The organism is Aeromonas crassostreae, assembly GCF_054052445.1.
Genome location: NZ_JBSTYM010000013.1, coordinates 25,438 through 49,780 on the forward strand (window position 1 = coordinate 25,438; position 24,343 = coordinate 49,780).

Here is a 24,343-nt window from a genome sequence, read left to right on the forward strand (position 1 = left end):
TATGGAAAAAGTCAGTGGCGACGCAGGCGGCGCCAGAGGGCCAGCGGCAGCAGCCAGAGCAGGTTGAGGGCACCGCCACCGCTGCTGTCCGCGGTGTCGAAGTGGATGATGCCGTCATCGGGCAAGGGGGCTGGTTTGCCACACTGGGCGCCGGTGCGCTGGCTGATGCTCCAGCCGTTGATGCGGCCCTGATTGCCCGGCTTACGGTCCACCACCTCCAGGGTCCAGCGACCGGCCAGCGGCTCCCCTTCCAGGGCGGCGAAGGGTTGCAGGGGCAGCAGCTCGGTGGGGAATACCCCTTTGAGCCGTGGCAACGGGCTGTACCCCTTGTCCCAGATCTGGATGCGGGTGCCGGAGGGGGAGTTGAGCCAGATCTCCAGCTCATCCAGGGCCTGGTGCTGCAAGTCCAGGTTCAGTTGCAGGCGATCGCTCACCCTGGCGTCGCTTTTTTCCAGCACCAGGCTGGTTTCGCTGATGCCGCGCACCTCCTCGCTCTGAGCATCTTTGAGGGCCAGCGGCTGGCCGCTGGCCCGGCTGATGACGGGGGCGCCTATGGGCAGGGTGAGGGACTGCTGCCACTGACGCTCGGTCGGGCTGGTGCCGCTCATGGCGAGGCTCACCGGCAGGCTCACCTCATCGCCACAGGCCAGCGGGCTGGTGGCCAGCAGCCGCAGGGTGGCGATGGTGCTGGCGCCGGCCGCCAGTGTGGTCGGCTGCCAGGCCAGGGGATCGGCCTGCAAGCCGGCGGGCAGGGACAGGGTCAGGGCGTTGAGGGTCACCGGGGCGCTGCCGGGGTTGCTGAGGTTCAGCTGCACCGACTGGCGCTGATCCAGCACAAGGGCGCTGCCCTCGGCCAGGGCGACGTTGACGGGCGCCTGCAACAGGCCGTGCTGGCGGAAGGCCTGCTCCAGATGGCGGGCATAGGCGCGCGCCGGGTAGAGCCGGGCCGCCGTGTCCACTGTGATGCGGGCCAGCTGCGGCATGCGGATGGCCGGGCCCAGGCCGAAGTGGGATTCGATGACGAGGCGATCGAACTCGTCCCGCGCCCCTTCCCCGTGCTCGGCCACCGACGCCAGCAGGGCCTGGAACAGCGGGGTGCCCCACAGCTGATCCCCGTTGCTGCCGTTGATGGTGCGGTGGGCCGGGTAGTGGTAGTCCGGGTGGTAGCGGGCCCGAGCATCGTCCAGCTGGCGCGGGGCGCGGTCGGTGAAGCGGGCATCCCAGTTGAACACCATGGCGGGCTCGAACTGGCGGCCCGCCTCGCTGCGCTGGCGATGGCTGGCGGCCAGGAAGTCGCCGAAGCCCTCGCCGATGGCGCCCCAGTCACCCTCTTCCCCGAGATCCGGCAGGATGTGGTGCTGCACGCCGTGGCCGAACTCGTGCCAGATGACCATGGGATCCTCGGCATCGGGGACGCCGCTGCGGCCCAGCTCCAGCCTGCGCTCGAACGGATCGTAGAGGGAGTTGTCCTGATAGCCTGCGTCCGTGTCGATGTCGAGGGCGCCGGGGATGAGGTCGGTGAAGCCGAGCGCCTTGAGGTGGCGCTGGGCCAAGTCCAGGTGGTAGTAGGCGTTGATGTCGGCAAAGCCCGGATCGTCCCGGGTCAGGCGAAAGGCCTGCTGGTTGTCTGCCCCGTAGGGGGCAGTAGTGGGCTCGATGGCATCCACCACTCGTGCATGGGGGCCGCTCAGCACATAGTCAGTGCCCAGCTGGCTGACCGGCAGTGCCACCTTGTCCTGATAGGCGGCATCCGCCAGCACCAGGGCCTGGTGCCAGACCAGGCTGGCGTCTTGCAGCTGGGTGCGGGGATCGGGATCGAACACCCGCGCCAGGACCCGCAGATCCCCCGCATCCGGGGTACGCAGCGCCTGGGTGCTCGCCTGATCCCCCCAGCGGCCGAGCTCGCGATCGCCGTCGCAACTGGCAAACAGCTGGACTCGGCTGGCCTTGGCATTGCCCGCCTTGTGCTCGCTCACCCGCTGGCGCAGGGCCGGCACCAGGGAGTCGCCGTCGCGCCAGTACCAGGCTTCGACCTGTCCCAGCGGCACTATCTGGCTGCCATCGGCGCGCAGCAAGTCCAGCAGGGGATCCAGGCTGGTGCTGGGATCGCAGCCGGGCGCTGCGCTCTGCAGGGGGCGCAGATTGTGATAGAGGCGCCAGGGTCTGCCGGCGCTGTCTATGCTGACGGCGGCCTGGGTGGTGGCCACCGGCAGGCCGTTGACCAGCATGCGGAAGCTATGGTGGTGGCCGAGCAGGCTGGCCCTGTCGTAGTCGGGGGCGAGGAGCACACCGAGGCGCTGCTCGAGCCAGCGCTTCGGCGTGGTGGTCAGGGGTTGTTCATCGACAAACTGCAGCTCGGCCGCCAGCAGGGGCTGGGCGAGCAGGGTCGCCGCCAGCCAGAGGGCCAGGGAGGAGGGTTTCATGGGTGACTCCAAAACAGAAAAGGTGAATGCGGACATCAGTGACGGACCCCCGCCAAGGAGAGCAGGAAGGCATACTCCCGGGCTGCGCGCAGCTCGGCCGTGCGGGGATTGGCCAGGTGACCCCCCTCGAGTTCGGTGTGCAGCAGATAGGGGCCGGCCCCTGTGCTGTGGGCCCGCAGGCGGGCCAGCCACTTGAGGGGCTCCCAGTAGGGCACCTGGCTGTCGTGCAGCCCGGCCGTCACATAGAGGGGCGGGTAGGGGGCCGCGTGCAGGTTGTCGTAGGGGCTCAGGCGGCGCATGGCCGCATAGTCGGCCGGGATGGCCGGGTTGCCCCACTCCCCGTACTCCTGGCGGGTGAGGGGCAGTTCGGGATCCTGCATGGTGCCGAGCAGGTCGACGAAGGGCACCTGCAACAGGGCCCCGGCGAAGCGGGTCGGCGCCTGATTGAGGGCCGCCGCTACCAAGAGACCGCCGGCGCTGCCGCCCATGGCGAACAGCCGGGCGGGATCGATGGCGGGATCCCGGGCCAGGCTCTCTGCCACCGCCAGGAAATCGTCCACGCTGTGTTGCTTCTGCTGGCCGCGACCCTCCTTGTACCAGGCCTCTCCCAGCAGACCGCCGCCTCGCACATGGGCGATGGCGTAGACGAAGCCGCGATCCAGCAGGCTCAGCACCTGGGGCTGGTAGTAGGGGCGCATGGGGGTGCCGTAGGCACCATAGCCGTAGAGCAGCAACGCCTTGGGGGCCTGAATGTCCTTGCGCCACACCAGGGAGACAGGCACCCGGACGCCATCCCGGCCGACGACCCAGCGCCGCTCGCTTTGGTAGGGAGAGGAGGAGGCTGGCTGCTCCTGGCTCCAGGTGCCGGAGCTCAGATCCAGCCAGCGCTGGTGCGGCGCCTCGGCCATGCCCTGGCGGCGGATGAGTACCCGTGCCCCTGCGGGATCCTGGCTGCCCTGGATCCAGGCCGTGCCGGCCCCTTCGGTGAGCGCCAGGCTGTGGGTCAGCTTGCCGCCTGCATCCAGCACATCGAGCCAGTCGTCCCCGGCCTTGCGGTATTGCAGCACAGTGTGGTTGGCAAACAGGCGCCACTTCTCGAGCTCCCAGCCCTCGCCTGACCAGAGGGGTTGCCAGGGCCTGGTCGCTACCTGAGCCAGGCTGGGCGCCTGATAAAGACCCATGGCTCCAGCCCGGTTGCTCTTGACAAGCACCCTGTCCCCCTGGGTATCCAGATAGTACTCGAGCCCGCGCTCACGGGGCTTGAGCAGGGTGGGGCCTCCCTCATCCAGCAGGTATTGCTCCGAGCTGTCGTGGTTGTTGCTCTGCAAGATGAGGTGGCGCTTGTCCGTGGTGCGATAGAGGCTGAGCAGCCAGGCGGGATCGGCCTCCTGGTGCACCAGCGCCTCCTTGCCTGCCTGCCAGGCCCACAGCTGCCAGGGGCGCAGGGTGTGGCGCTCGTTGGCGACCGTATAGAGGGTTGTGCCATCCAGGCTCCAGAGCAGATCGCTGGCGCGGTGTGGCAAAGAGGCGAGCGTCTCGCCGCTCGCCAGACTCAGCACTGTGATGCGGTAGTCCCTGTCCCCTCGGTTATCTTCGGCCAGAGCAAGCAGGCGGCCATCCGGGTGCAGGGCCCAGGCGGCGAGCGCGTAGTACCCCTTGGCGGGCTGACGGGGGGCCAGCCGCTGGCGGGGATGGGATTGGGCATCGCTGCGTTGCCATAGGCTGCCGTCCGCCGCCATGCGCCACTGGCTGCCGGCCTCGGTCAGCCACTCCTCTGGCAGGGGCTCGCCCCGCTCTCTGGCCTGCCACTCGGCTTGCAGCGTTTTCGCAAGCGGCTGCTGGCCGGCGAGCTGCTGTTCGGTCCAGCGGTTCTGCTCGCGCAGCAGCGTTAGCAGCTCGGGGGCGCGGCGACTGTCGTCACGCCAGCCGCCATAGGGATCGAGGCGGGCAATCTCCCCCTTCATCAGCTGTGGGCGCTCGGAGATAAGGGGCGCGGCCTCCTGGGTTGCCTCAGGAAGCGGGGCGGCAGGGGCCGGGGTGGCCAGCAGGCTGGCCAGTACAAGCAGGCTTTGCATCAGATCCCCACGAAGGTGTAGCGCAGGCTGGCACTGAAGGTGCGGCCGCTCTGGGTGAAGAGCCCGGCGTCGGTACCGGCTTCCAGCCCGGCCACATCCTGATAGCGGGTGTAGCGGGTGTCGAACAGGTTATCGAGCTTGAGGTTGACCTTGAGGGCATCGGTGATCAGCCAGTCCGCCGTCATGGCGAGGCTGAACCAGCCCGCGCTGGTGAGGCAGGCATCCTGGCGCTTGGTCAGGCTGTTGCCACAGCTGGGCACCCTGTCCATGGCGGCGGCGTAGTCCGCCTGTACCCCCAGGCTCCAGTCATGGGTCTGGTAGCTCAGGCGGGTGTTGCCCTCAAGGGGGGTCAGGGTGCGCAGCGCCTCGCCCTGGCTGTCTTCCCCGTCGACCCAGCCGAGCTTGGTGGCCAGCTCCCACTCCTGGGTCAGCCAGTAGCTGGCGGCGATTTCCGCCCCCCAGGTCTCGGCCTTGGCCACGTTGCGGTACTGGCGAAGTATGACGCCGTCACTCAGGCGCAGCCCCACCTCGCGCCAGTCGATGAAGTTGTAGTAACGGTTGTAGAAGAGGGCCGGCTTGATGCTCCAGCTCTCCCCCTCGCCACTGAGTCCCCATTCGAAGCTGTGGCTGGTCTCCTCCTTCAGATCCGTGTTGGCGATGATCTGGAACGGCGGCAGGGCGAAGTAGTGGGGAATGTTGCCGTACACCTTGTCGTAGGAGGGAGCCCGGAAGCCGTTGGCATAGCTGAGCCAGCTGCGCCACTGCTCGTTGAAGCGGTAGCTGGTGGCCAGGCTGGGGGAGAGGTGCCAGCTGTGGTTCTCGCCCTGATTGCCATCTTGCGGGCGCAGCCACTGGTGATCCATGCGCAAGGTGGGGGTGAATTGCCACCGGCCCAGGGTCGCCACGTCGCCGAGCCAGACCCCGGCCCGGTCGGTGCGGGCACTGCTGAAGGGCTCGGACTGGCTGGGCTGGGGCACGCCCGCCTCCAGGCTCAGCTTCTCCACCGGCCGCTCGTGCCGGGTACGCTCCAGCTCGACGCCGTAGCTCAGCTTGTGGGCAAGGTCGCCGGTGACGAGATCCCGGCGCACATCCAGCTCGCTGCCGACGCGGTCTTCGGTGAAGGTTGAGAGCTCTCGCTCGCTGCGGTAGCGGGGATAGCCGCTCAGCAGGTCGTTTTGCAGCAGGCTGCGTTTGTTGGCGCTGTTCTTGGAGTGGTTGCCATAGAGGCTCCAGGTGAACTGATCCGCCAGCAGGCTGCCGAGATCCCTTGCCTCCCAGCCAAGTTTGCCCCCCTGGGTGCGCTGGCTGCCCTGCTCGTGGTATTGGCGCACCAGCCACTTGCCGTCGGGCTGGGGCACTTCGCGTGGCCCCTGATCCCGCTTGGCATTGTCCTCGAAGTAGTCGAGCTCCAGGCGCAGCAGGTGGCGATCGCTTAACGGGAAGCGGGAGCTGGTGGAGGCGCTGAGGCCGTCCAGATCCGCCGGGATGCGGCTCTCGTCATAGTTGGCGGTCTCGTGCCCCTGCCAGCCGGAGAGGCGCAGCAGGTGCTCGCTATCCAGCAGCCGGGCGGCGCCGGTGGCGCTCAGTTTCTGCTTGTCGCTGCTGCCGTCCTGCAGCACCTTGCTGCCGAGATAGGCATCCTGCCCCTGCAGGTAGTCCTCCGGCTGCTTGGTGCTGATGACGATGGTGCCACCGATGGCGTCGGAGCCATGGAGGGAGGAGCCGGCGCCCTTGGCGACCTCGATCTGCTTGACGTCATCGAGATCGAAGCTGAAGCGACCCACCTTGTCGTTGAGGTCATCGGCGCCGAAGCCGTCGCTGACCCGCACCCCATCCTTGATGATGAGCACCCGGTTGCCGCCCATGCCACGGATGATGATGTTTTGCGGCCGACCGGCGGAGCCGGTCACCGAGACCCCGGGTTCGTTCTTGAACACGTCGGTGAGTTCGGTGGCGACCTGGCGATCCAGCTCTTCTTCCGTGATGACTGTGATGGAGCCGGAGACATCGGACAGCTTCTGCTCGATGCGTTGTCCCTTGACCATGATGGTCTCATGGACCTGGGGGAGGGGGGCGGGCGAGCCGATCTGGCCCGGCTCGCTGGCGGCCAGGGCTGTCCCGGACAGCAGCATGGGCCAGTAATAAACGGGTGGTTTCATAAATGATAATAGTTATTGTTTCAGCCTGAGGGGCGCGGATTATTACAGATGAATCCTTTCGCATCAATGACTGATAATCATTATCATTTAAGTTTTATGGTCTTGATCGGATTGGTTTTTCTTGAGAGATGAGTCACTCGCCGAGGGGAATACGTTTTCGGATGACTCTGGCTGGGAGAGAAGGGGGAGGAACGCCACCGGGATCCCGTGGCAATAAAAAGCCCGCCGAGAGGGCGGGCTGATGGGACTGGTCGGCCGAGCTAGGGGGCGCGATAGAAGCGGTTGAGCTCGTTCATCACTTGGATCATGGCGCCCATGTCCGGGGTGGCGTGCTGGATGTGGCGATAGCTGTCCCAGTCGCGCAGCTCGAAGTCACCCTGGCGGTTGAACTCTGTGATGGTCTTGCCCTGATAGATGGCAAAATCCTGCTGGTTGCCCGCCAGCAGCCAGTTGCGCTGGCCCGGGTCGAACAGGGAGCGGCCGCTGCTGTAGTCCCGCTCAGGGTTGCGCACCCCCAGCATATTGGGCATCAGGGTCGGCACCAGATCCATGTGGCTGGTCCCCTCCTCTATGGCGGCGGCGGCGGCCTTGCCGGGCCAGGCCAGCACCAGGGGCACCTGCACCTGGTAGCGGGAGTAGTTGGTGCCTGAGCCCCAACTGTTGCGCTCGGTGTCGTTGAACTCCTGGCCGTGGTTGGCGGTGACGACCACTATGGTCTCATCGCCGAGGCCCTGCTGTTGCAGCTGGTTCAGCATCTGCTCGATCTGCTGGTCGGCATAGAAGACGGCGTTCTTGTAGCGGTTCTCCAGCTTCTGGCGGTTCTCCGGGCGATAGGCGGTGGCCGGGTTGAACCGGGTCAGTTCGGGCTGGAAGGGGCCCTTGACGCCGGCAGGCACCTGATAATCCCCCGGGCCCGACAGATAGACCAGGGAGAACCAGGGCCTGTCGCTCGGGCGCTGGGCCAGCCACTGCTGCCAGTCTGCCACCAGTTTGCCGTCATCTTGCTGCCGTGACACGAACACCTGCTTGCGCAGCCCGGCGAGTATGCTCTGGCGATACTTCTCGGCCTCATCAAGGGAGCCAAACAGGCCGAATTCGTAATCCTGACGCAGCATCTCGTCCAGCAGCACAGGCGGGGTCTTGTCCAGGCGAATGTCGTTGTAGTAGTGGCCGGGCAGCCCATAGAAGAGGCTGAACATGCCCATCACATCGTCGTTGCCGCCGCTCAGGTGATGGCGGAAATTGAGGTGCTGATCCGCATAACGTTGCAGATTGGGCATGTTGATGTTGTTGAGCATGTCATAGCGCAGGGAGTCCACCACCACGATCAGCAGATTCTGATGGGTGGTGGGGGCGCTGACGCTGAGGGGGCGCAGCGGGTAGCGCAAGCGGCTGTCACCATCGCCGTCCTGGGATTCGGCCTTCTTCTCGTACTGATCCAGATCCAGCCAGCCATGCTTGGCCAGGAAGCTCTTGGCCGTCATGGGGTAGGAGAGGGGGAAGTTCGCCTTCTGCATGGTGATGGGCTGATACAGGGTGGCGTCGGCCCAGCTGTTGACCACATGGGTGAGGATGAAGCAGGCGAGCAGGGCCAGCCCCACATGGTTGCCGTACTGACGGCGTTTGCGCTTGTTGATCTTGCGCCACACATAGGCCGACAGCAGCAGTTGCAGCAGGAAGATAGTGGGCACGGCGACGAAGATGATGCTCCAGATAGAGCCCTCTTCGGTCTGTGCCTGTTCCAGCAGCAGTTGCCACACCTGGCCGTTCAAGTGGAACTTGAACAGCCGGAACACCTGGGTGTCGATGAGCAGCAGCACCAGGGCCAGGGTGGCCACCACGGCGGAGACGAAGCGCAGCAGCTTCTCCCTGGGCAGCACGAAGCTCAAGGGGAAGATGGTCAGCAGATAGGTGACGAAACTCAGGAAGGAGAAGTGACCAATCCAGCTGATGATGAGGTAGACGACCCCGAGGGTGGTCGATGGCCAGCCGATGGCGCCCAGATAACGGGTGGCGATCAGCATGGCCAGTATGATGTTGAAGAAGGAGAACCAATGCCCCCAGGTGATCAGGCGAGAAACGTTATCACGATAGGGGTTGCCGGTTTCGACCATAGTGATCCATCTACTTGAAAAACATCAAAGAATGCGAAGAAACTCAATGGGCATCGTGGCGATGATCCACCGAGGCGGTGAGGGCCTGGATGAACTTTTCGGTGATCGCCTGACGCTGGGCCGGGGCCATGCCATTGATGATGTTGGTGGTCAGGTTGCCGAGCACCATCAGGCTGAGATCCACCGGCGCCTTGTGCTTTTCCAGGGCGGTGATCAGGTCGTTCATCAGGGCGTCAAATTGCGCGTTATTGTACTTTGATACGATGGGCATAATCTTGGGTTCATCTCGGTTCAAAGCGCCTTATAATACTTCACCCTTTCGGCTAACACTATGGCTTTGTGACATGAGTCTCGATATCGACAAGATCATTCTTCACTCCCTGCGCCAGGCGGGCGACGGTCAACCCCACGCCGACACCCGCAGCCAGACGCTGGTCCCCGACGAGGCGGTGCAGGGGCTGATGGCAGAGCTGCATCGCATCTACAACGGCAAGGGTGGCAAGGGGTTCGGTTTCTTTGCCGATCCCGAGGCGGCCGTTGCCGAGCTGGCGGACGGTGAGGAGGCGCCCAAGCAACCCTCACCCGCCTTTCGCATCGCCCTCGAGCAACTGCTCGGCGAGCAGATGGAGTTTGTCCCCTTCTCGGTCAACATGACCCAGCTGCTGGTGAAGAATCTGGTGGAGCATGCCCTCGACGAGCAAGGGGTATTGCTGTTTGCCAAATACAACTACGTCGGGGTCGATTACCTGATGATTGCCCTGCTGGAGGGCAAGGAGAGCGTGACCGTGAGCGAGGCGCTCGAGCTCAGCCATATTCAATATCTCGACATCGGCAAGCTTAATCTGGTGGCCCGCATCGATTTGACCGAATGGCAAACCCAGCCCGACTCTCGCCGTTATATCACCTTCAGCAAGGGGCGGGTCGGACGCAAGCTCGGGGATTTCTTCCTCGATGTATTGGGGGCCCGGGAAGGCATGGATGCCAAGCTGCAAAATAAAGGCCTGCTGCAGGCGGTGGACGATTATTGCGACAGCCAGCAGCTGGAGGCGGCCGAGCGCAATGATTACAAGAAGCAGGTCTTCAAATATTGCAGCGAGCAGGCCAGCGCCGGCGAGGAGATAGAAATTCGCGAATTGTCCGCCGAATTACCGGGGGACGATGATCTCGATTTCTACAGCTTCATCGGCAAGGAATATGAGCTGGAGGATCGCTTCCCGGCGGACCGCTCCACCCTGCGTGGCCTCACCAAGTTTGTCGGCTCCGGCGGCGGCCTGACCCTGAGCTTCGAGCAGAAGCTACTGAACAGCCGGGTCTTCTACGATCCCCAGACCGATACCCTGACCATCAGGGGGGTGCCGCCCAACCTCAAGGATCAGCTCACCCGCTCCTCGTAATGTGATCCGCCCCTGATTTTTGCCAAAAAGGCACCCGGCTTAGCCCGGGTGCCTTTTTATTTTGCCTGGGGAGACGGCAAGAAACCGGGTAGGTGCTTTAGTTAGCAAATTAAACAGGGAAGTAGCGTTGAAAGGGTTTTCAGTCCAATGAAAACCCTTTCAATTATGTAATTTTGTTTCAGTAAGGTAACTGGTTTACCTTATTAGTAAGCGAATATGGCCATAAAATGCGGTAACTACCTGAAACAAGAAAATGTTTTCAGAACTTTTTGGAAAGAAATACGTAATTGCATTTCAAAAATGCGAGTTGCGTCATGTGAGGCAATTGAGCTTTGGGATAATATTAATTCCGCACACAATGCTCTTGCAGCACGGTACAACAACAAGGACAAGGCTCATGAAAAAGACATTACTCTCTTCTCTGATCGGTTTGGCTACCCTGGGTGTGGCTTGCTCTGCTACCGCAGCCATCGATGAAGGCCAGCTGACCATCTGGATCAACGGCGACAAGGGCTATAACGGCCTGGCCGAAGTAGGCAAGCAGTTCGAAGCCGAGACCGGCATCAAGGTGACCGTGGCTCACCCGGACCAGGTCGAAGTGAAATTCCAGCAAGCGGCCGCCACCGGCAACGGTCCGGATATCTTCTTCTGGGCCCATGACCGTTACGGTGAGTGGGTCAAGTCCGGCCTGCTGGTGCCCGTCACCCCCAATGCCGACGAGAAGGCCAAATTCGAACAGTTCGCCTGGGATGCCATGTCCGTCGATGGCAAGACCTACGGTTACCCGGTTGCCGTTGAAGCCGTGAGCCTGATCTACAACAAAGACCTGCTGCCCGAGCCGCCCAAGACCTTCGAAGAGATCGCCAAGATCGACGAAGCCCTGAAGAAAGACGGCAAGCGCGCCATCATGTGGGCCTATGACACCCCCTATTTCAGCTATCCGCTGGTGGCTGCCAACGGCGGCTACGCCTTCAAGAAGACCGCCACCGGCTATGACGTGAAAGACACTGGCGTCAACAACGCGGGTGCCAAGGCTGGCGTGGGCTACATCGCCGACATGATCAAGTCCGGTCACCTGGAGAAGGGCATCGACTACGGCGTCATGGATGCCAAGTTCAACAAGGGTGAAGTGGCCATGATGATCAACGGCCCCTGGGCCTGGAGCAACCTGGACAAGAGCGGCATCAAGTATGGCGTCGCCCCGCTGCCGACCCTGAATGGCAAGCCGGCCAAGGCCTTCGTCGGCGTGCTGGGTGCCACCATCAACGCCGCCAGCCCGAACAAGGATCTGGCCATCGAATTCCTGGAAAACTACCTGCTGACCGACAAGGGTCTGGGTGCGGTGAATGCGGACAAGCCCCTGGGCGCCGTGGCACTCAAGTCCTTCCAGAAGACCCTGGAATCCGATGCCAACATCAAGGCGACCATGATGAACGCGCAAAATGGCGAACCGATGCCGTCCGTGCCCGAGATGAGCCGTTTCTGGTCTTCCTTTGAAACAGCCCTCAAGAACGTCACCTCAGGTCGTCAGGGCGTTGATGAAGCCCTGGATACCGCTGCCAAGCGTATCGTTCAGTAAGCATGTACCAGGGAGGCCCTCGGGCCTCCCCTCTCTCCTCCCCTTGGCGTAATAAGGTTGAATGGCATGGAAGTAGTACCTTCTTCTATAGAATCCAATGCCGGTCCCGATAACAAGCACACCTGGCTTAAGTGGACCATGGCGGCGCTGATTGCCGTGCTCAACGGCTATGCGGCCGTGATGATGTATGCCAGCGGCGAATGGGTGTTTGCCCTGCTCGATCTGCTGGTGGTCTCCGTTGGCCTCTATGTATTCATGAACAAGAAGACCTATGCCCATCGCTACATCTTTCCCGGTGTGGCAGGCATGGTGGTCTTCATCATCTTCCCGCTGGCCTACACCATAGGCATAGCGTTTACCAACTATTCAGGCGCGAACCTGCTCTCGGTCGAGCAGGCGCGTAATTACCATCTCAAGAAGAGCTACAAGGTCGCCGGCGGCGAGTTTGATTTCACCCTGCTCAAGGGGGAGAACAACCAGTATCAACTGCTGCTCACCCAGGATGGTCGCAGCTTCGTCAGCCCCTCCCTGGCGCTGATGGACAACCAGAATCGCATCCAGGCCGAGCGTCAGGCGAATGTGATTGATACCGATCAGCAGGTCACCCTGGTGCCCCTCGAGGGAGAGCCGGCCTTCCAGCCTGCCCCCATTCGCGAGATCATCGCCCACCGCACCCACCTCTCCGAGCTGGATCTGGTGCTGCCCGAGGGGGGCGTCCAGCTCACCATGAGCAGCCTGCGCAAGTTTGCGGCGCAAAAGCCCCTCTACACCCAGCTGACGGACGGTGTGGTGCTGAAATCCGGGGTGATGATCAAGGAGAGCAACCTGCTGCGGGACAACCAGCGCAACGAGCTGATGATGCCCAATCCCGAGACCGGTTTTTACCAGTACATCGACGAGCAGGGTCAGTTTGTCGGCAAGAGCGTGGCTCCGGGCTTCGTGGTGGCCGTCGGTTGGAAGAACTTCACCCGCATCCTCACCGATCCGGGTATCCAGGGGCCCTTCTTCCAGATCTTCGTCTGGACCGTCGTCTTCTCCACCTGTTCCGTGCTGTTTACCCTGGCCATCGGCATGGTCGTCGCCTGCCTGGTACAGTGGGAGCAGCTCAGGGGGCGGGGCTTCTACCGGGTCATGCTGATCCTGCCCTACGCCATCCCGGCCTTTATCTCCATCCTGGTGTTCAAGGGCCTGTTCAACCAGAACTTCGGCGAGATCAACCTCTTCCTGGAAGCGGCGTTCGGCATCAAGCCGGACTGGTATACCAACCCCTTCCTGGCCAAGGTGATGATCCTCATCGTCAACACCTGGCTCGGCTACCCCTACATGATGATCCTCTGCATGGGGCTGCTCAAGGCCATCCCGGACGATCTCTACGAGGCGTCCGCCATGGACGGCGCCGGCCCGGTCCAGAACTTCTTCAAGATCACGGTGCCGCTGCTGATGAAGCCGCTCACGCCGCTGTTGATTGCATCCTTTGCCTTCAACTTCAACAACTTCGTGCTTATCCAGTTGTTGACCAACGGGGCGCCGGACATCATAGGGGCCAGTACCCCGGCCGGGACCACGGATCTGCTGGTGAGCTACACCTACCGGATCGCGTTCCAGGGTTCAGGTGGCCAGGACTACGGTCTGGCCAGCGCCATCGCCACCGCCATCTTCCTGATTGTCGGGGCCCTGGCACTGCTCAACCTCAAGCTTTCCAAAGCTGATCAACTGTAAGGGGCGGTCAATGGCTATCGTACAACCCAAGTCTGTCAAATACCGGGTGTGGGCCACCCACCTGGTGATGTGGTGCTTCCTGGCGTTGATCATCTTCCCGTTGATCATGGTTATCGCCATCTCGTTTCGTAACGGCAACTTCTCGGTGGGGGAGATCATCCCCACCAACCCGACCCTGGATCACTGGAAGCTGGCGCTCGGCATGACCATCACCAACGCCGATGGCAGCGTCACGCCGCCACCGTTCCCGGTGCTGACCTGGCTGTGGAACTCCATCAAGGTGGCCGGGGTCACGGCGCTGATGATAGTGGTGCTCTCCACCACCTGTGCCTACGCCTTCGCTCGCCTGCGCTTTCGTGGCAAGCAAACCATCCTGAAAGGCATGCTGATCTTCCAGATGTTCCCGGCCGTGCTGGCCCTGGTGGCCATCTATGCGCTGTTCAACAAGATAGGGGAGTACATTCCCTGGCTTGGCCTCAACACCCACGGTGGCCTGATCCTGGCCTACATGGGGGGCATAGCGCTGCACGTGTGGACCATCAAGGGCTACTTCGAGACCATCGACTCTTCCCTGGAAGAGGCGGCGGCCATCGATGGCGCCACCCCCTGGCAGGCATTCAGGTTGATCCTGCTGCCCCTGTCGGTGCCCATCCTGGCGGTGGTCTTCATCCTCTCCTTCATCGGCGCCATCACAGAGGTGCCCATGGCCTCCATCCTGCTGCAGGATGTGGACAATCTGACCCTGGCGGTCGGGGCCCAGCAATACCTCTATCCCCAGAACTACCTGTGGGGTGACTTTGCCGCAGCCGCCGTGCTGTCCGGTCTGCCCATCACCCTGGTGTTCCTGCTGGCCCAGCGCTGGCTGGTCGGCGGCCTCACCGCCGGTGGTGTGAAAGGTTAAATGGCGTCAAAGGTTAAGGTTTATGGCCGGGGGAGCCGACTCCCCCCGCCGTCACGATTTGCAAAGATTCAAGAGCGGAGCTCGTCATGGCTGAAGTAGTACTCAACAACGTTCGCAAGAATTACGATCCGGCGGTTCACAAGGACACGCTGCGCAACATCAACCTCTCCATCAAGGAAGGGGAGTTCATCGTCTTCGTCGGCCCGTCCGGCTGTGGCAAGTCCACCCTGCTGCGGATGATCGCGGGTCTGGAAGACATCACCAGCGGCGAGCTGACCATAGGCGGCCGCTACATGAACGACGTGCCCCCGGTGGAGCGCAACGTCGGCATGGTGTTCCAGTCCTACGCCCTCTATCCCCACATGAACATCTACGAGAACATGGCCTTTGGCCTCAAACTCAAGAAGATGGGCAAAGACGACATCCACAAGCGGGTGATGCGCGCCGCCGAGATCCTCGGCCTCGAGCCCCTGCTCGAGCGCAAGCCCAAGGCCCTCTCCGGTGGCCAGCGCCAGCGGGTGGCCATCGGCCGCAGCATAGTCCAGCAGCCCCAGGTGTTCCTGTTCGATGAACCCCTGTCCAACCTGGACGCCGCCCTGCGGGTCAAGATGCGCATCGAGATCGCCAAGCTGCACAAGGAGCTCAACTCCACCATCATCTACGTGACCCACGATCAGATAGAGGCGATGACCCTGGCGGACAAGATAGTGGTGCTGAGCCCCCTCAAGGGGGAGGCGACCAGCAACCTGGAGCAGTTTGGCGCCCCGCTCGACCTCTACCACAACCCGGACAACAAGTTCGTGGCCGGTTTCATCGGCTCGCCCAAGATGAACTTCCTCTCCGGCGAGCTGGCGGAGATAGGCGAGCAGGAGTGCCTGATCACCCTGGCGTCCGGAGATCGGGTGCGCGCCCGGGTCGATGCCCGGCGCGGCGCGGTCGGCGACAAGGTGGAGCTGGGGGTGCGCCCCGAACATCTGGTGACCCTGGATCATCCCCATGCCCACAGCAAGGTGACGGGTCAGGTGCAGGTGGCCGAACACCTGGGGGCCGAATCCTTCGTCTACATGGAGGTCGAGGGCCAGGACTTCACCGTCAAGGCCAATGCGGATATCGATGTGGAGGCGGGTCAAGCATACAGCGTCGGCATCCCGGCCGAGGCCTGCTACCTGTTCGATGCCAAGGAGCAGGCATTCCCCCGTACCGCCAAGTACATTCGCGGCTGATCACGCCGCGCCTTGTTGATTGTCATTCAATGCCTTTTGCCGGCCCCCTGGGCCGGCTTTTTATTGGCGGCGAGGCCAGGGATTTGGCCCGGGCAGGGGAGCGCCAGTGATGGCCCTGGCTAGGTTTTGCCCTTGCCCGCGCCGCCCTTGCCGCTGGCGACTCTCGTCTTGCGCTCCCCGCTCTGCCTGCCTTGGGACTCAGGGTCCTGGCTGGCCTTTCTGCTGCGCAGGCGCCTGGCGACATCCGGCACCAGGGTCTGCATGGCGAGGGCGGGGCGCTCATAGCCCTGGTTGTCGATGGGGGGCAGGGTGACGGGGGCGTACTCGATGGCCTGATAGGGGATCTGGCCGAGCAGATGGCTGATGCAGTTGATGCGGGCGCTGCGCTTGTCGTCGGCCTCGACCACGAACCAGGGGCTGTCCGTGGTATCGGTGTAGATGAACATGTCGTCCTTGGCCCGGGAGTATTCGGCCCAGCGCGAGCGGGACTCCAGATCCATGGGGCTGAACTTCCAGCGTTTGATGGGGGTGTTGATCCGGTCGAGGAAACGCTTCTCCTGCTCTTCATCCGACACCGAGAACCAGTACTTGAGCAGGGTGATGCCGGCGCGGGTCAGCATGCGCTCGAACTCGGGACAGGCCCGCAGAAACTCGCGATACTCGTCATCGCTGCAAAATCCCATGACCCGCTCGACCCCGGCCCGGTTGTACCAGGAGCGATCGAACAGCACCATCTCGCCGGCGGCGGGCAGGTGGGCGGCGTAGCGCTGGAAGTACCACTGGGTGCGCTCCCGGTCCGAGGGGGCGGGCAGGGCGGTGACCCTGACCACCCGCGGGTTGAGGGGCTCGGTGATCGCCTTGATGACGCCCCCCTTGCCGGCGGCATCCCGCCCCTCGAACAGCACCACCACCTTGAGCCCCTCCTGCTTGACCCACTCCTGCAACTTGACCAGTTCGGCCTGCAGGGGCAGCAGCGCCCCTTCGTAGGCCTTCTTGCCCAGCCTGTGTCCCTTGTCCTTGCTCATGTGTCTCTCCTCGTTGGCCTCTTGCCAGCTTGCCCCACTCGGCCACCCTGTGCCAGGGCCATATGGTAAACTTGGCTCCACATCAGGGGCGCGGCACCATGACGGTGGCCACGCCAGATCCGCTTGTTCGAGGACATCATGAGACAGTTTGTGGAAATTGACGCCAGCCCGCTCGCCTATCTGGATGAGGGACGAGGACCGGCCATCCTGTTTGGCCATGGTTATCTGATGGATGCCGAGGTGTGGCGTCCTCAGCTGGAGGCGCTCAAGGGGCGCTATCGCTGCATCGTGCCGGAGCTGTGGGGGCACGGCCAGTCTGGGCCCCTGCCTGCCGCCAATGGCAACCTGACCGACCTGGCCGGCCAGATGCTGGCGCTGATGGACAGGCTGGGCATAGCGGAGTTCGTGCTGGTGGGCCAGGGGCTGGGGGGCTGCTGGGGCGTCGAGCTGGCGAAGCTGGCGCCGGCGCGGCTGCGGGGCCTGGTGCTGCTCAACTGCTTCGTCGGCTGGGAGCCCCAGGTGAGCGGGACCCGCTACCAGGGCTGGTTCGATGAGATGGAGGCGGCGCGGCGGGTGCCCAGCGTCATCGCCGCCGAATGGACCGGCCGCTATCTGGCCCATCAACCGGCCCCCCTGTTGCAGCAGGCCATGATGACGCGGCTCGACCAGTGGCCGCCCGAGCGGATCGACTCCCTGGTGCGGCTGGGGCGTCACTGGGTGGGGCGAGAGGATCGCATCGAATGGCTGCAGTATCTCTCCCAGCCGAGCCTGATCATCATGGGGTGCGAGGACGGGATGCACCCGGTGCTGGAGGGCTATCTGATGGCCGAGGAGCTGGGTTGCCCCCTCAGGGAGATCCCCGGGGCCGGTCATCTGGCGAGCCTGGAGCGGCCGGAGGCGGTCACGGCGGCGCTCGAGGCCTTCCTCGCCGTGCTGTGAACGGGCGTTAACCTGGCCCGACACGACAACAGGCCCGCATCATGCGGGCCTGTTGTCGTTGCCAAGCGCCGGCTGGTGCGGGCTTACCAGATATAGCCCAGCCCGACCCCGGCATAGAGCTCGCCGCCATGTTGCACCAGGGGGCTGTCGGCCACATCGTCATCATAGCGTTCGTAGTTGATGCCAAAGCCACCGATCCAGTTGGGGCTGAAACGGTAACTGCCGATGATGGAGGCCATGGGGGAGAGGGTGGTCCCTGTGTTCCACTGCTCCCGATCCGGCGCCACCTCGTCGTCCGAGACACCGCCGAAATAGTAGTTGGCCAGATTGTGACTGCGCAGCATCAGGCCGGCCCCCGGCATGAGCAGCAGCCTGCCGCGCACTATGGGGAAGTTGGCCCAGGCCATCACCTCCTGGCCCTTGCTGTTGCCCGTGACATCGCTGGTGGCTCTCAAGGTCAGCAGGGCATAGGGGGTGACGAGATCGGCACCGAATCCGGCCTCCAGCTGGCCTTTGCGTTTGTGGATGCCATCGAAGAAGGGGTCATCATCCGGATCCAGGTTGCCAAAGCGCACGCGGCCGAAGCCATAGGTGGACAGATCGCCGTCCCGGGAGAGGTAATAGCGGGCCCTGTCCCCCAGATACATCAGGTTGTCACCAAAATAGAGGGCCCCCGGGATGGGCAGCAAGGTGTCATCCTGGTGCTGATAGCGCGCCTGGCCGCCGATGAAGGCGCCGCCCAGCACCAGTCCCTTTGGGATGGGGCTGGCCGGGCTGTCGCTGGCGAAGACGCTGAGGGCCCCCAGGTCGATATCGGCCAGTGCGGGGGTGGCCAGCAGCAGGGCCAACAGGCTGACAAGGGAGGTGGGGCGCCGCGTGCGGACAGAGGGCATGGAGAAATTCCTTGTGATCCATGGACAAGGGGGGCTCGGTCAGACCGAGCCCGGGTGGATGCTGCCAGTGAAGCCTGTTTTGGCGATCCCTTCAAGTCCAGGCACCAGGGCGCCATCGTCAGGGAATGGGCACAGACCCCAGGATCTCAGCCCGCAGGCTGGATCTCTTCGTCCCGCTTGGGCCAGGCATTGATCACCGCCTTGACCAGGGTGGCCAGGGGAATGGCGAAGAAGACGCCCCAAAAGCCCCACAGGCCGCCAAACACCAACACGGCGATGATGATCACCACGGGGTGCAGGTTGACCGCCTCCGAGAAGAGCAGGGGCACCAGCAGGTTGCCGTCGAGGGCCTGGATCACCAGGTAGGCGACCATCAGCCAGGCAAACTCGGGGGTGAGTCCCCACTGGAACAGGGCCACCATGGCCACCGGCACCGTCACCACGGCCGCGCCTATGTAGGGGATGAGCACCGAGAGGCCGACCGCCACCGCCAGCAGGGCGGAGTAACGCAGCCCCATCAGGGCGAAGGGGAGATAGGTGGCGATGCCGACGATGAGGATCTCGATCACCTTGCCCCGGACATAGTTGATGATCTGATCGTTCATCTCCACCCAGACCCGGTTGACCAGGGTGCGGTTGCGGGGCAGGAAGCGGCGCAGCCCCCCCAGCAGCACGCCCTTGTCCTTGAGCATGAAAAAGACCATCAGCGGCACCAGGATCAGGTAGATGAGCAGGGCGACTAGGTTGATGAGGGAGCTCAGGGAGGCGGTCACCAGCTTCTCGCCACCGCTCAGGATGCGCTGGCGAATGTTGTCGATCAGCGTCTCCACCAGGCTGATGTCGATGAGTTCTGGGTACTTCTCTGGCAGGGTGCGCACCGCGTCCTGGGCATGGGCCAGCATGGCGGGGGACTCTTTGGCCAGATTGATCCCCTGGCTGAACAGGGTCGGCACCAGGCCGAGCAGGGCCAGCACGGCGAGCACCAGAAACAGCAGCAGCACCAGGGCGGTGGCCGGGGTGCGGCCCAGGCCCAGTCGCTGCAAGCGGCTCACCGGCCACTCCAGCAGATAGGCCATCACCACGGCCACCAGCAGGGGCGCCAATATGTCGCCAAACAGCCAGAGGGTCGCAAAGCAGAACAGCAGCAGCAGGAACAGGGTGACGGCGTTGGGATCGGAGAATCGGGTCTGATACCAGCGCTTCAGGACTTCAAACATGGGTACTCCTCAACAACAGGGTGGCTCCCCGACCGTCAATTGCAGCTGCAAGTGCGCAGGGGTCTGCCGACACAGCACCACGGTATGGCCCTGGCGCGTCAGATAGGCCGGAATGTCCCGTCGCGAGCCGGGATCGGCCAGGCTGATGGCCAGGATTTGGCCCGGTCTGGCCTGACGCAGCCAGAGTTTGACCATGATGAGCGGCTCGGGACAACGATAGGGGGTCAGATCCAGATGCTCCATAACGGCTCCAGCGGGTGAGACGCCGTTATTATGGCCGCGATGGGGGCCTGAAACAACGCTTGTGGGGCGCCGGGGGCGAGGGTATCCTGCCGAAGACCCTATTTGGAGATAGCGATAACGTGGCACGTTTTTCCCCCCTGACGGCAAGCATTCCCCTGTTGTTCTCCCTGATGAGCGCCAGCTTCACCGCCCAGGGCAACAACCAGCTGCCCGACATCGGCACCGCCGGCGTCGCGGCCCTGCCCATCGAGCAGGAGGTGCGCTACGGCAATGCCTTCATGCGTTTCGCCCGCGCCGGTCTGCCCGTTATCGACGACCCCGTGCTCAACCAGTACATTGACGACCTGGGTCAGCGACTGCTCACCAACGCCGACGGGGTGCGCTTCCCGTTCACCTTCTTCCTGGTCAACGATCCCAGCATCAACGCGGCGGCCTTCCTGGGCGGCCGGGTCAAGATACACACGGGTCTGTTCCTCTACGCCGACAGCGAGAGCGAACTTGCCTCCGTGCTGGCCCATGAAATCACCCACGTGACCCAGCGTCACATCGCCCGCTATCTCGAGTCCCAGGCGAGCAGCACCGCCATGACCCTGGCCGGTCTGGTGGGCTCCATCGCCCTGGCGGTGATCAACCCCACCGCCGGCATCGCCGCCCTGCAGACCACCCTTGGCCTCTCCATGCAGTCGGCCATCAACTACACCCGGGACAACGAGTACGAGGCGGACCGCATCGGCATGAAGACGCTGTATGACGCCGGTTTCGACCCCAGCGGCATGGCGACCTTCTTCCAGAAGCTGGCGGCGGAGTACCGCTATGCCAGCAAGCCCCCCGAGATGCTGCTGACCCACCCCCTGCCGGAGACCCGCATCGCCGAGGCCCGCGCCCGGGCCGCCAGCTATGGCACGCGCAACCTGGCTCCCAGCCTGGACTTCTGGTTCGCCAAGGTGCGGATCCAGACCCGCTTCGGCACGGAGCGCCAGGCCGCCCTGCTCACCTTCTTCGAGCAGCGCATCGCCAAGGGGGATTACCCGCAAAAGGATGCCGCCCTCTATGGCAAGGCCCTGGTGCTGCTCCAGCTCAAGCGCATCGATGAGGCCGATCTCATCATCAAGGAGCTGGCCAGCCGCCACCCCGAGGATCTCTTCATCCTGGATGGCCAGACCGACATCGATCTCGCCAAGGGGCGCGGCAGCCAGGCCATCGCCCGCCTCGAGCAGTTCAGGCGCCGGATGCCCGACAACGAGGTGGTGGTCATCAACCTGGGCAACGCCTACCTGGAGAGCGGCAATGCCGCCAAGGCCATCGCCATCCTGGACCCCTACGCTCGGGAGCATGAGGAGAGCAGCCTGACCTGGGGCCTGCTGGCGGATGCCTATCGCAAGGCGGGCCGGCTGGAGGAGCTGCACATGGCGCGGGCCGAGACCCTCTCCCTGCGGGGGGACTACCAGGCCGCTATCGACGAGCTGATCGTGGCCCGCGGCAATACCAGCAACAAGCTGAGCCTGGCACGCATCGAGGCGAGGATCACCGAGCTGGAACGGGAGAAGAAGGCCCTGGAGAGCCTCAAGCGGTAAGGGGCTGGCCGCGGGGAAGGGCGCAGTGGGTGACCACTGCCCCCTTTTTGTTGTCTGAGCGCTCCCTCATGGCCGAGGGAGCGTCAGGGTAGCGAGCCGCGCCTCATCGAGCTCCCCCACCAGGGTCTGCACCAGCTTGCCATCGCCATCGAGCAGGTAGCTGGTGGGCAGCTGGCCCGGGCGCGGGAAGGGCAGGGGGGCGCCGCCGTCATTGCGCTGCATGATGGGCACCCGGATGTCGTGGCGGCGGGCGAGCTCGCCGAGCTCGGCCGGGGTCATGGCATCGAAGCTCAGGGCCAGCACCTGCACCCGCCCCTCGGCGTGCAGGGCGTTGAGCAGGGGCATCTCCCGCAGGCAGGGGGCGCACCACTGGGCGAAGTAGTTGACCAGGAGCGGCTTGCCCGCAAACTGGCTCAGGCTGACCGCCTCGCCCCTGGCGTTGCTCAGCTCGGCCGGGGGGCGGCAGGCGGCCAGCAGACAGACCAGGGCCAGCATCCAGATGGTTCTCGGCATCCTTTCCTCCTCGTGTGCGGTTGACGTCGTGACGGACCCGCGCCCGTGAGGGGGCTGTCCCGGCACAAGTTGATAACGGTCCGGTTTCATTTCATCAATGGGAGACGGCCTCCCGGCTTTGCCATACAATAGCGCCGTTTCTTTCCCTCTCATGCGATAAATCAGGGAGTTATCATGAGCGAGACCCAAATTTACCACAATCCACGTTGCTCCAAGAGCCGTGAGACCCTGGCCCTGCTCGAGCAGCACGGCATCCAGCCCGAGGTGGTGCTCTATCTGGAGCAGGCCCCGAGCGAGGCCGCCCTCCGCACCCTGCTGACCCAGCTGGGCTTTGCCGATCCCCGCCAGCTGATGCGCACCAAGGAAGATCTCTACAAGGAGCTGGGGCTGGGGGAGGCGAGCGGCGATGCACTCATTCGCGCCATGCACCAGCATCCCAAGCTCATCGAGCGTCCCATCGTCATCTGCAAGGGGCAGGCCCGCATCGGTCGTCCCCCCGAGCAGGTGCTGGAGATCCTCAAGTGACCACCTTTGCCGCCCGTCTGCTGACCCTGGTCGGCTTCCTCGGCCTGCTGGCCTGGGTCATCATCTGGCACGTCTGGCTCTCTCCCCACCCGGATCTCAACCCCTGGCTGCTGCCGGTGATCTGGACCGTGCCCCTGCTGTTCCCCTTGAAGGGCATAGTGCAGGGCAACCCCTACACCCACGCCTGGGGCAACTTCGTGCTGATGCCCTACTTCCTCCATGCCCTGACGCTCATCACCACGGACGAGGGGGAGCGTTGGCTGGCGGTGGTGGAGCTGGTGTTCACCATCCTCGCCTTCGTCGGCACCATCTATTATGCCCGCCTGCGGGGCCGCGAGCTGGGCCTGAGCATTCGCAAGAAGAAAGAGCAGGCCTGAGTCAGCCCCTTAAGCCAAACGCATAAAAAAGGCCCCATAAGGGGCCTTTTTACCATCCGACAGGATCAGAGCGTGTTCTTGTAGATCTTGCCGTCTTTCATGATCACCTTGAAGTTGTTGGCCGGATCGGCCACTAGGGCGAGCTCCTTGAGCGGGTCGCCATTGACCAGCAACAGGTCGGCCAGCGCCCCCGCTTCCACCACTCCCAGCTTGCCCGGGTAGGGGCTGCGCAGACCCGAGAGGGCCAGCAGTTCGGCGTTGTCATGGGTGGCCATCTTCAGTACCTCGGCCGGGGTGTACCAGGTGCCCATCTTGGCCAGCATGGTGCCCTGATCGGCGGCTGCCTGGGCGCTGAACAGGGCATCGGTACCAAAGGCGGTCTTGATGCCGTACTTCTTGGCCATGGCGAAGGCGTGGTCCGTGCCCTTGTACATCTCAAGCTGCTTCAGACGGTTGGCCGAGCCCTCCGGGAAGGGGGACTTGCGATCGTCGGTGAAGGGCTGCAGGCTCCACCAGACCTTCTTCTCGGCCATCAGCTTGGCGGTGTCCTCGTCGAGCATCTGACCGTGGTCGATGCACTTGACGCCAGCCTCGATGGCCTGGCGCACCGCCTTCGGGGTATAGGCGTGCACGGTCACATAGGTGCCCCAGTTGTCGGCGGCCTCCACGGCGGCGCGGATCTCCGGCACCGAGTACTGGGCCACGTCGATGGGATCATAGTTGGAGGCGACGCCACCGCCTGCCATCACCTTGATCTGGGAGGCGCCCAGCGCCAGCTGCTCGCGGGCACGCTGACGCACCGCATCCGGGCTGTCGGCGACCATGGCCGCATTGGCCTTCTCGCTGAAGGAGTACTGCCCCGCCAGGGCCGGCAGCTCGTTGGGCAGGCGGAAGTCACCATGGCCACCGGACTGGGAGATCATGGCGCCGGCCGGCCAGATGCGCGGGCCATTGGTCAGGCCCATGTCGATCCCCTTCTTGAGGCCGTACACGGGGCCGCCGAGATCACGGGCACTGGTGAAGCCGCGCAGCAGCATGTCGTTGGCGGCCTTGGTCGCCGCCACCGTGGTGAAGGTGATGTCATTGGTCAGCACGGCGATTTGTGGCAGGGTGGCGAACATCAGGTGGGTATGGGCGTCGATAAGACCCGGCATCAGGGTCTTGCCCTGGCCATCGATGCGCTGCACCTCCCCTTCTACCTTGATGTCGCCCTGACTGATCTTGCTGATCAGGTTGCCTTCCACCAGCACCGAGGAGGGGGCGCTGAGGGAACTCCCCTTGCCATCGAAGATGCGAACGTTTTCAAACAAAATGGCGGACTTGGTCGGCTCGGCGGCATGAGCCGAACCACCCGCCAGCAGGGCGCCGCACAGGGCGCTACAGAGCAATCGCAATGACATGAAGAGATCTCCTTGGGTCTTGAGGGAAGGGATTCTAGTCTAGCCCCGCG

Annotated in this window: 19 protein-coding genes and 1 pseudogene; 9 read left to right on the top strand and 11 right to left on the bottom strand. The window is 63.7% G+C overall.

Annotated elements, in window-relative coordinates; all coding sequences use genetic code 11:
- Positions 1–11: 11 nt before the first annotated feature.
- The 5 genes from ACW5W4_RS11730 to ACW5W4_RS11750 all read right to left on the bottom strand — a co-directional run bounded on the left by ACW5W4_RS11730 (position 12) and on the right by ACW5W4_RS11750 (position 9,042).
- Positions 12–2,423 (bottom strand): proprotein convertase P-domain-containing protein, encoded by a 2,412-nt coding sequence (locus ACW5W4_RS11730; protein WP_456689479.1) that lies wholly within the window; start codon positions 2,421–2,423, stop codon positions 12–14.
- A 35-nt stretch (positions 2,424–2,458) separates the two neighbouring features.
- Positions 2,459–4,498 (bottom strand): prolyl oligopeptidase family serine peptidase, encoded by a 2,040-nt coding sequence (locus tag ACW5W4_RS11735; protein WP_456689480.1) that lies wholly within the window; start codon positions 4,496–4,498, stop codon positions 2,459–2,461.
- Positions 4,498–6,657, bottom strand: coding sequence for a TonB-dependent hemoglobin/transferrin/lactoferrin family receptor (locus tag ACW5W4_RS11740; RefSeq protein WP_456689481.1), 2,160 nt, complete (start codon positions 6,655–6,657; stop codon positions 4,498–4,500). Before ACW5W4_RS11740 ends, ACW5W4_RS11735 begins: the two co-directional genes overlap by 1 nt.
- 260 nt (positions 6,658–6,917) lie before the next feature.
- Positions 6,918–8,771, bottom strand: coding sequence for a DUF3413 domain-containing protein (locus ACW5W4_RS11745; protein WP_456689482.1), 1,854 nt, complete (start codon positions 8,769–8,771; stop codon positions 6,918–6,920).
- Between the two features lie 43 nt (positions 8,772–8,814).
- Positions 8,815–9,042 (bottom strand): YejL family protein, encoded by a 228-nt coding sequence (locus ACW5W4_RS11750; protein WP_408796910.1) that lies wholly within the window; start codon positions 9,040–9,042, stop codon positions 8,815–8,817.
- Positions 9,043–9,115: 73 nt separating this feature from the next.
- Here ACW5W4_RS11750 and yejK point away from each other — a divergent pair, with 73 nt between their 5' ends.
- The 5 genes from yejK to ACW5W4_RS11775 all read left to right on the top strand — a co-directional run bounded on the left by yejK (position 9,116) and on the right by ACW5W4_RS11775 (position 15,587).
- Entirely contained in the window at positions 9,116–10,165 is a 1,050-nt protein-coding gene (gene yejK / locus ACW5W4_RS11755) for a nucleoid-associated protein YejK (RefSeq protein ID WP_456689483.1), read from the top strand.
- Between the two features lie 397 nt (positions 10,166–10,562).
- Positions 10,563–11,744: a maltose/maltodextrin ABC transporter substrate-binding protein MalE gene (gene malE / locus ACW5W4_RS11760; protein WP_456689484.1), complete on the top strand. Its 1,182-nt coding sequence runs from the start codon at positions 10,563–10,565 to the stop codon at positions 11,742–11,744.
- Between the two features lie 66 nt (positions 11,745–11,810).
- Positions 11,811–13,463: a maltose ABC transporter permease MalF gene (gene malF, locus ACW5W4_RS11765; RefSeq protein ID WP_427261862.1), complete on the top strand. Its 1,653-nt coding sequence runs from the start codon at positions 11,811–11,813 to the stop codon at positions 13,461–13,463.
- 10 nt (positions 13,464–13,473) lie between these two features.
- Positions 13,474–14,364, top strand: coding sequence for a maltose ABC transporter permease MalG (gene malG / locus ACW5W4_RS11770; protein ID WP_427261861.1), 891 nt, complete (start codon positions 13,474–13,476; stop codon positions 14,362–14,364).
- Between the two features lie 86 nt (positions 14,365–14,450).
- Positions 14,451–15,587: an ABC transporter ATP-binding protein gene (locus ACW5W4_RS11775; protein WP_427261860.1), complete on the top strand. Its 1,137-nt coding sequence runs from the start codon at positions 14,451–14,453 to the stop codon at positions 15,585–15,587.
- A 221-nt stretch (positions 15,588–15,808) separates the two neighbouring features.
- Here the strand turns inward: ACW5W4_RS11775 and ppk2 are convergent.
- Positions 15,809–16,612: pseudogene (gene ppk2, locus ACW5W4_RS11780) on the bottom strand (polyphosphate kinase 2); the annotation flags it as partial.
- 138 nt (positions 16,613–16,750) lie between these two features.
- Between ppk2 and ACW5W4_RS11785 the strand changes: the two are divergent.
- A complete protein-coding gene (locus tag ACW5W4_RS11785; RefSeq protein WP_456689485.1) occupies positions 16,751–17,551 on the top strand; it encodes an alpha/beta fold hydrolase in 801 nt (266 codons plus the stop codon).
- An 83-nt stretch (positions 17,552–17,634) separates the two neighbouring features.
- On the opposite strand, the gene ACW5W4_RS11790 is transcribed toward ACW5W4_RS11785, so the two are convergent.
- From ACW5W4_RS11790 to ACW5W4_RS11800, 3 genes are all read right to left on the bottom strand, one after another.
- Positions 17,635–18,444: a MipA/OmpV family protein gene (locus ACW5W4_RS11790; protein ID WP_456689486.1), complete on the bottom strand. Its 810-nt coding sequence runs from the start codon at positions 18,442–18,444 to the stop codon at positions 17,635–17,637.
- A 146-nt stretch (positions 18,445–18,590) separates the two neighbouring features.
- Entirely contained in the window at positions 18,591–19,661 is a 1,071-nt protein-coding gene (locus ACW5W4_RS11795) for an AI-2E family transporter (protein ID WP_456689487.1), read from the bottom strand.
- Positions 19,662–19,670: 9 nt separating this feature from the next.
- Positions 19,671–19,904 carry a sulfurtransferase TusA family protein gene (locus ACW5W4_RS11800; RefSeq protein ID WP_427261856.1) on the bottom strand — a complete coding sequence of 78 codons (234 nt, stop codon included), beginning with the start codon at positions 19,902–19,904 and terminating at the stop codon, positions 19,671–19,673.
- Between the two features lie 119 nt (positions 19,905–20,023).
- Here ACW5W4_RS11800 and bepA point away from each other — a divergent pair, with 119 nt between their 5' ends.
- Positions 20,024–21,478 carry a beta-barrel assembly-enhancing protease gene (gene bepA, locus ACW5W4_RS11805; RefSeq protein ID WP_427261855.1) on the top strand — a complete coding sequence of 485 codons (1,455 nt, stop codon included), beginning with the start codon at positions 20,024–20,026 and terminating at the stop codon, positions 21,476–21,478.
- Between the two features lie 66 nt (positions 21,479–21,544).
- Here the strand turns inward: bepA and ACW5W4_RS11810 are convergent, their stop codons facing one another.
- Positions 21,545–21,991, bottom strand: a complete 447-nt coding sequence (locus ACW5W4_RS11810) for a TlpA family protein disulfide reductase (RefSeq protein ID WP_456689488.1) — start codon at positions 21,989–21,991, stop codon at positions 21,545–21,547.
- 174 nt (positions 21,992–22,165) lie between these two features.
- Between ACW5W4_RS11810 and arsC the strand changes: the two genes are divergently transcribed.
- Both arsC and ACW5W4_RS11820 read left to right on the top strand, forming a co-directional pair.
- The gene (gene arsC, locus ACW5W4_RS11815; protein ID WP_456689489.1) at positions 22,166–22,516 is read left to right on the top strand and encodes an arsenate reductase (glutaredoxin); all 351 of its coding nucleotides are present in this window, start codon (positions 22,166–22,168) and stop codon (positions 22,514–22,516) included.
- Positions 22,513–22,893, top strand: a complete 381-nt coding sequence (locus ACW5W4_RS11820; protein ID WP_408796921.1) for a DUF2069 domain-containing protein — start codon at positions 22,513–22,515, stop codon at positions 22,891–22,893. The genes arsC and ACW5W4_RS11820 overlap by 4 nt, the downstream gene beginning before the upstream one ends.
- Before the next feature lie 65 nt (positions 22,894–22,958).
- Here ACW5W4_RS11820 and ACW5W4_RS11825 read toward each other — a convergent pair whose 3' ends face one another.
- On the bottom strand, positions 22,959–24,293 hold the full coding sequence (locus ACW5W4_RS11825; protein ID WP_456689490.1) for an amidohydrolase family protein: 1,335 nt from the start codon (positions 24,291–24,293) through the stop codon (positions 22,959–22,961).
- Positions 24,294–24,343 lie beyond the last annotated feature (50 nt).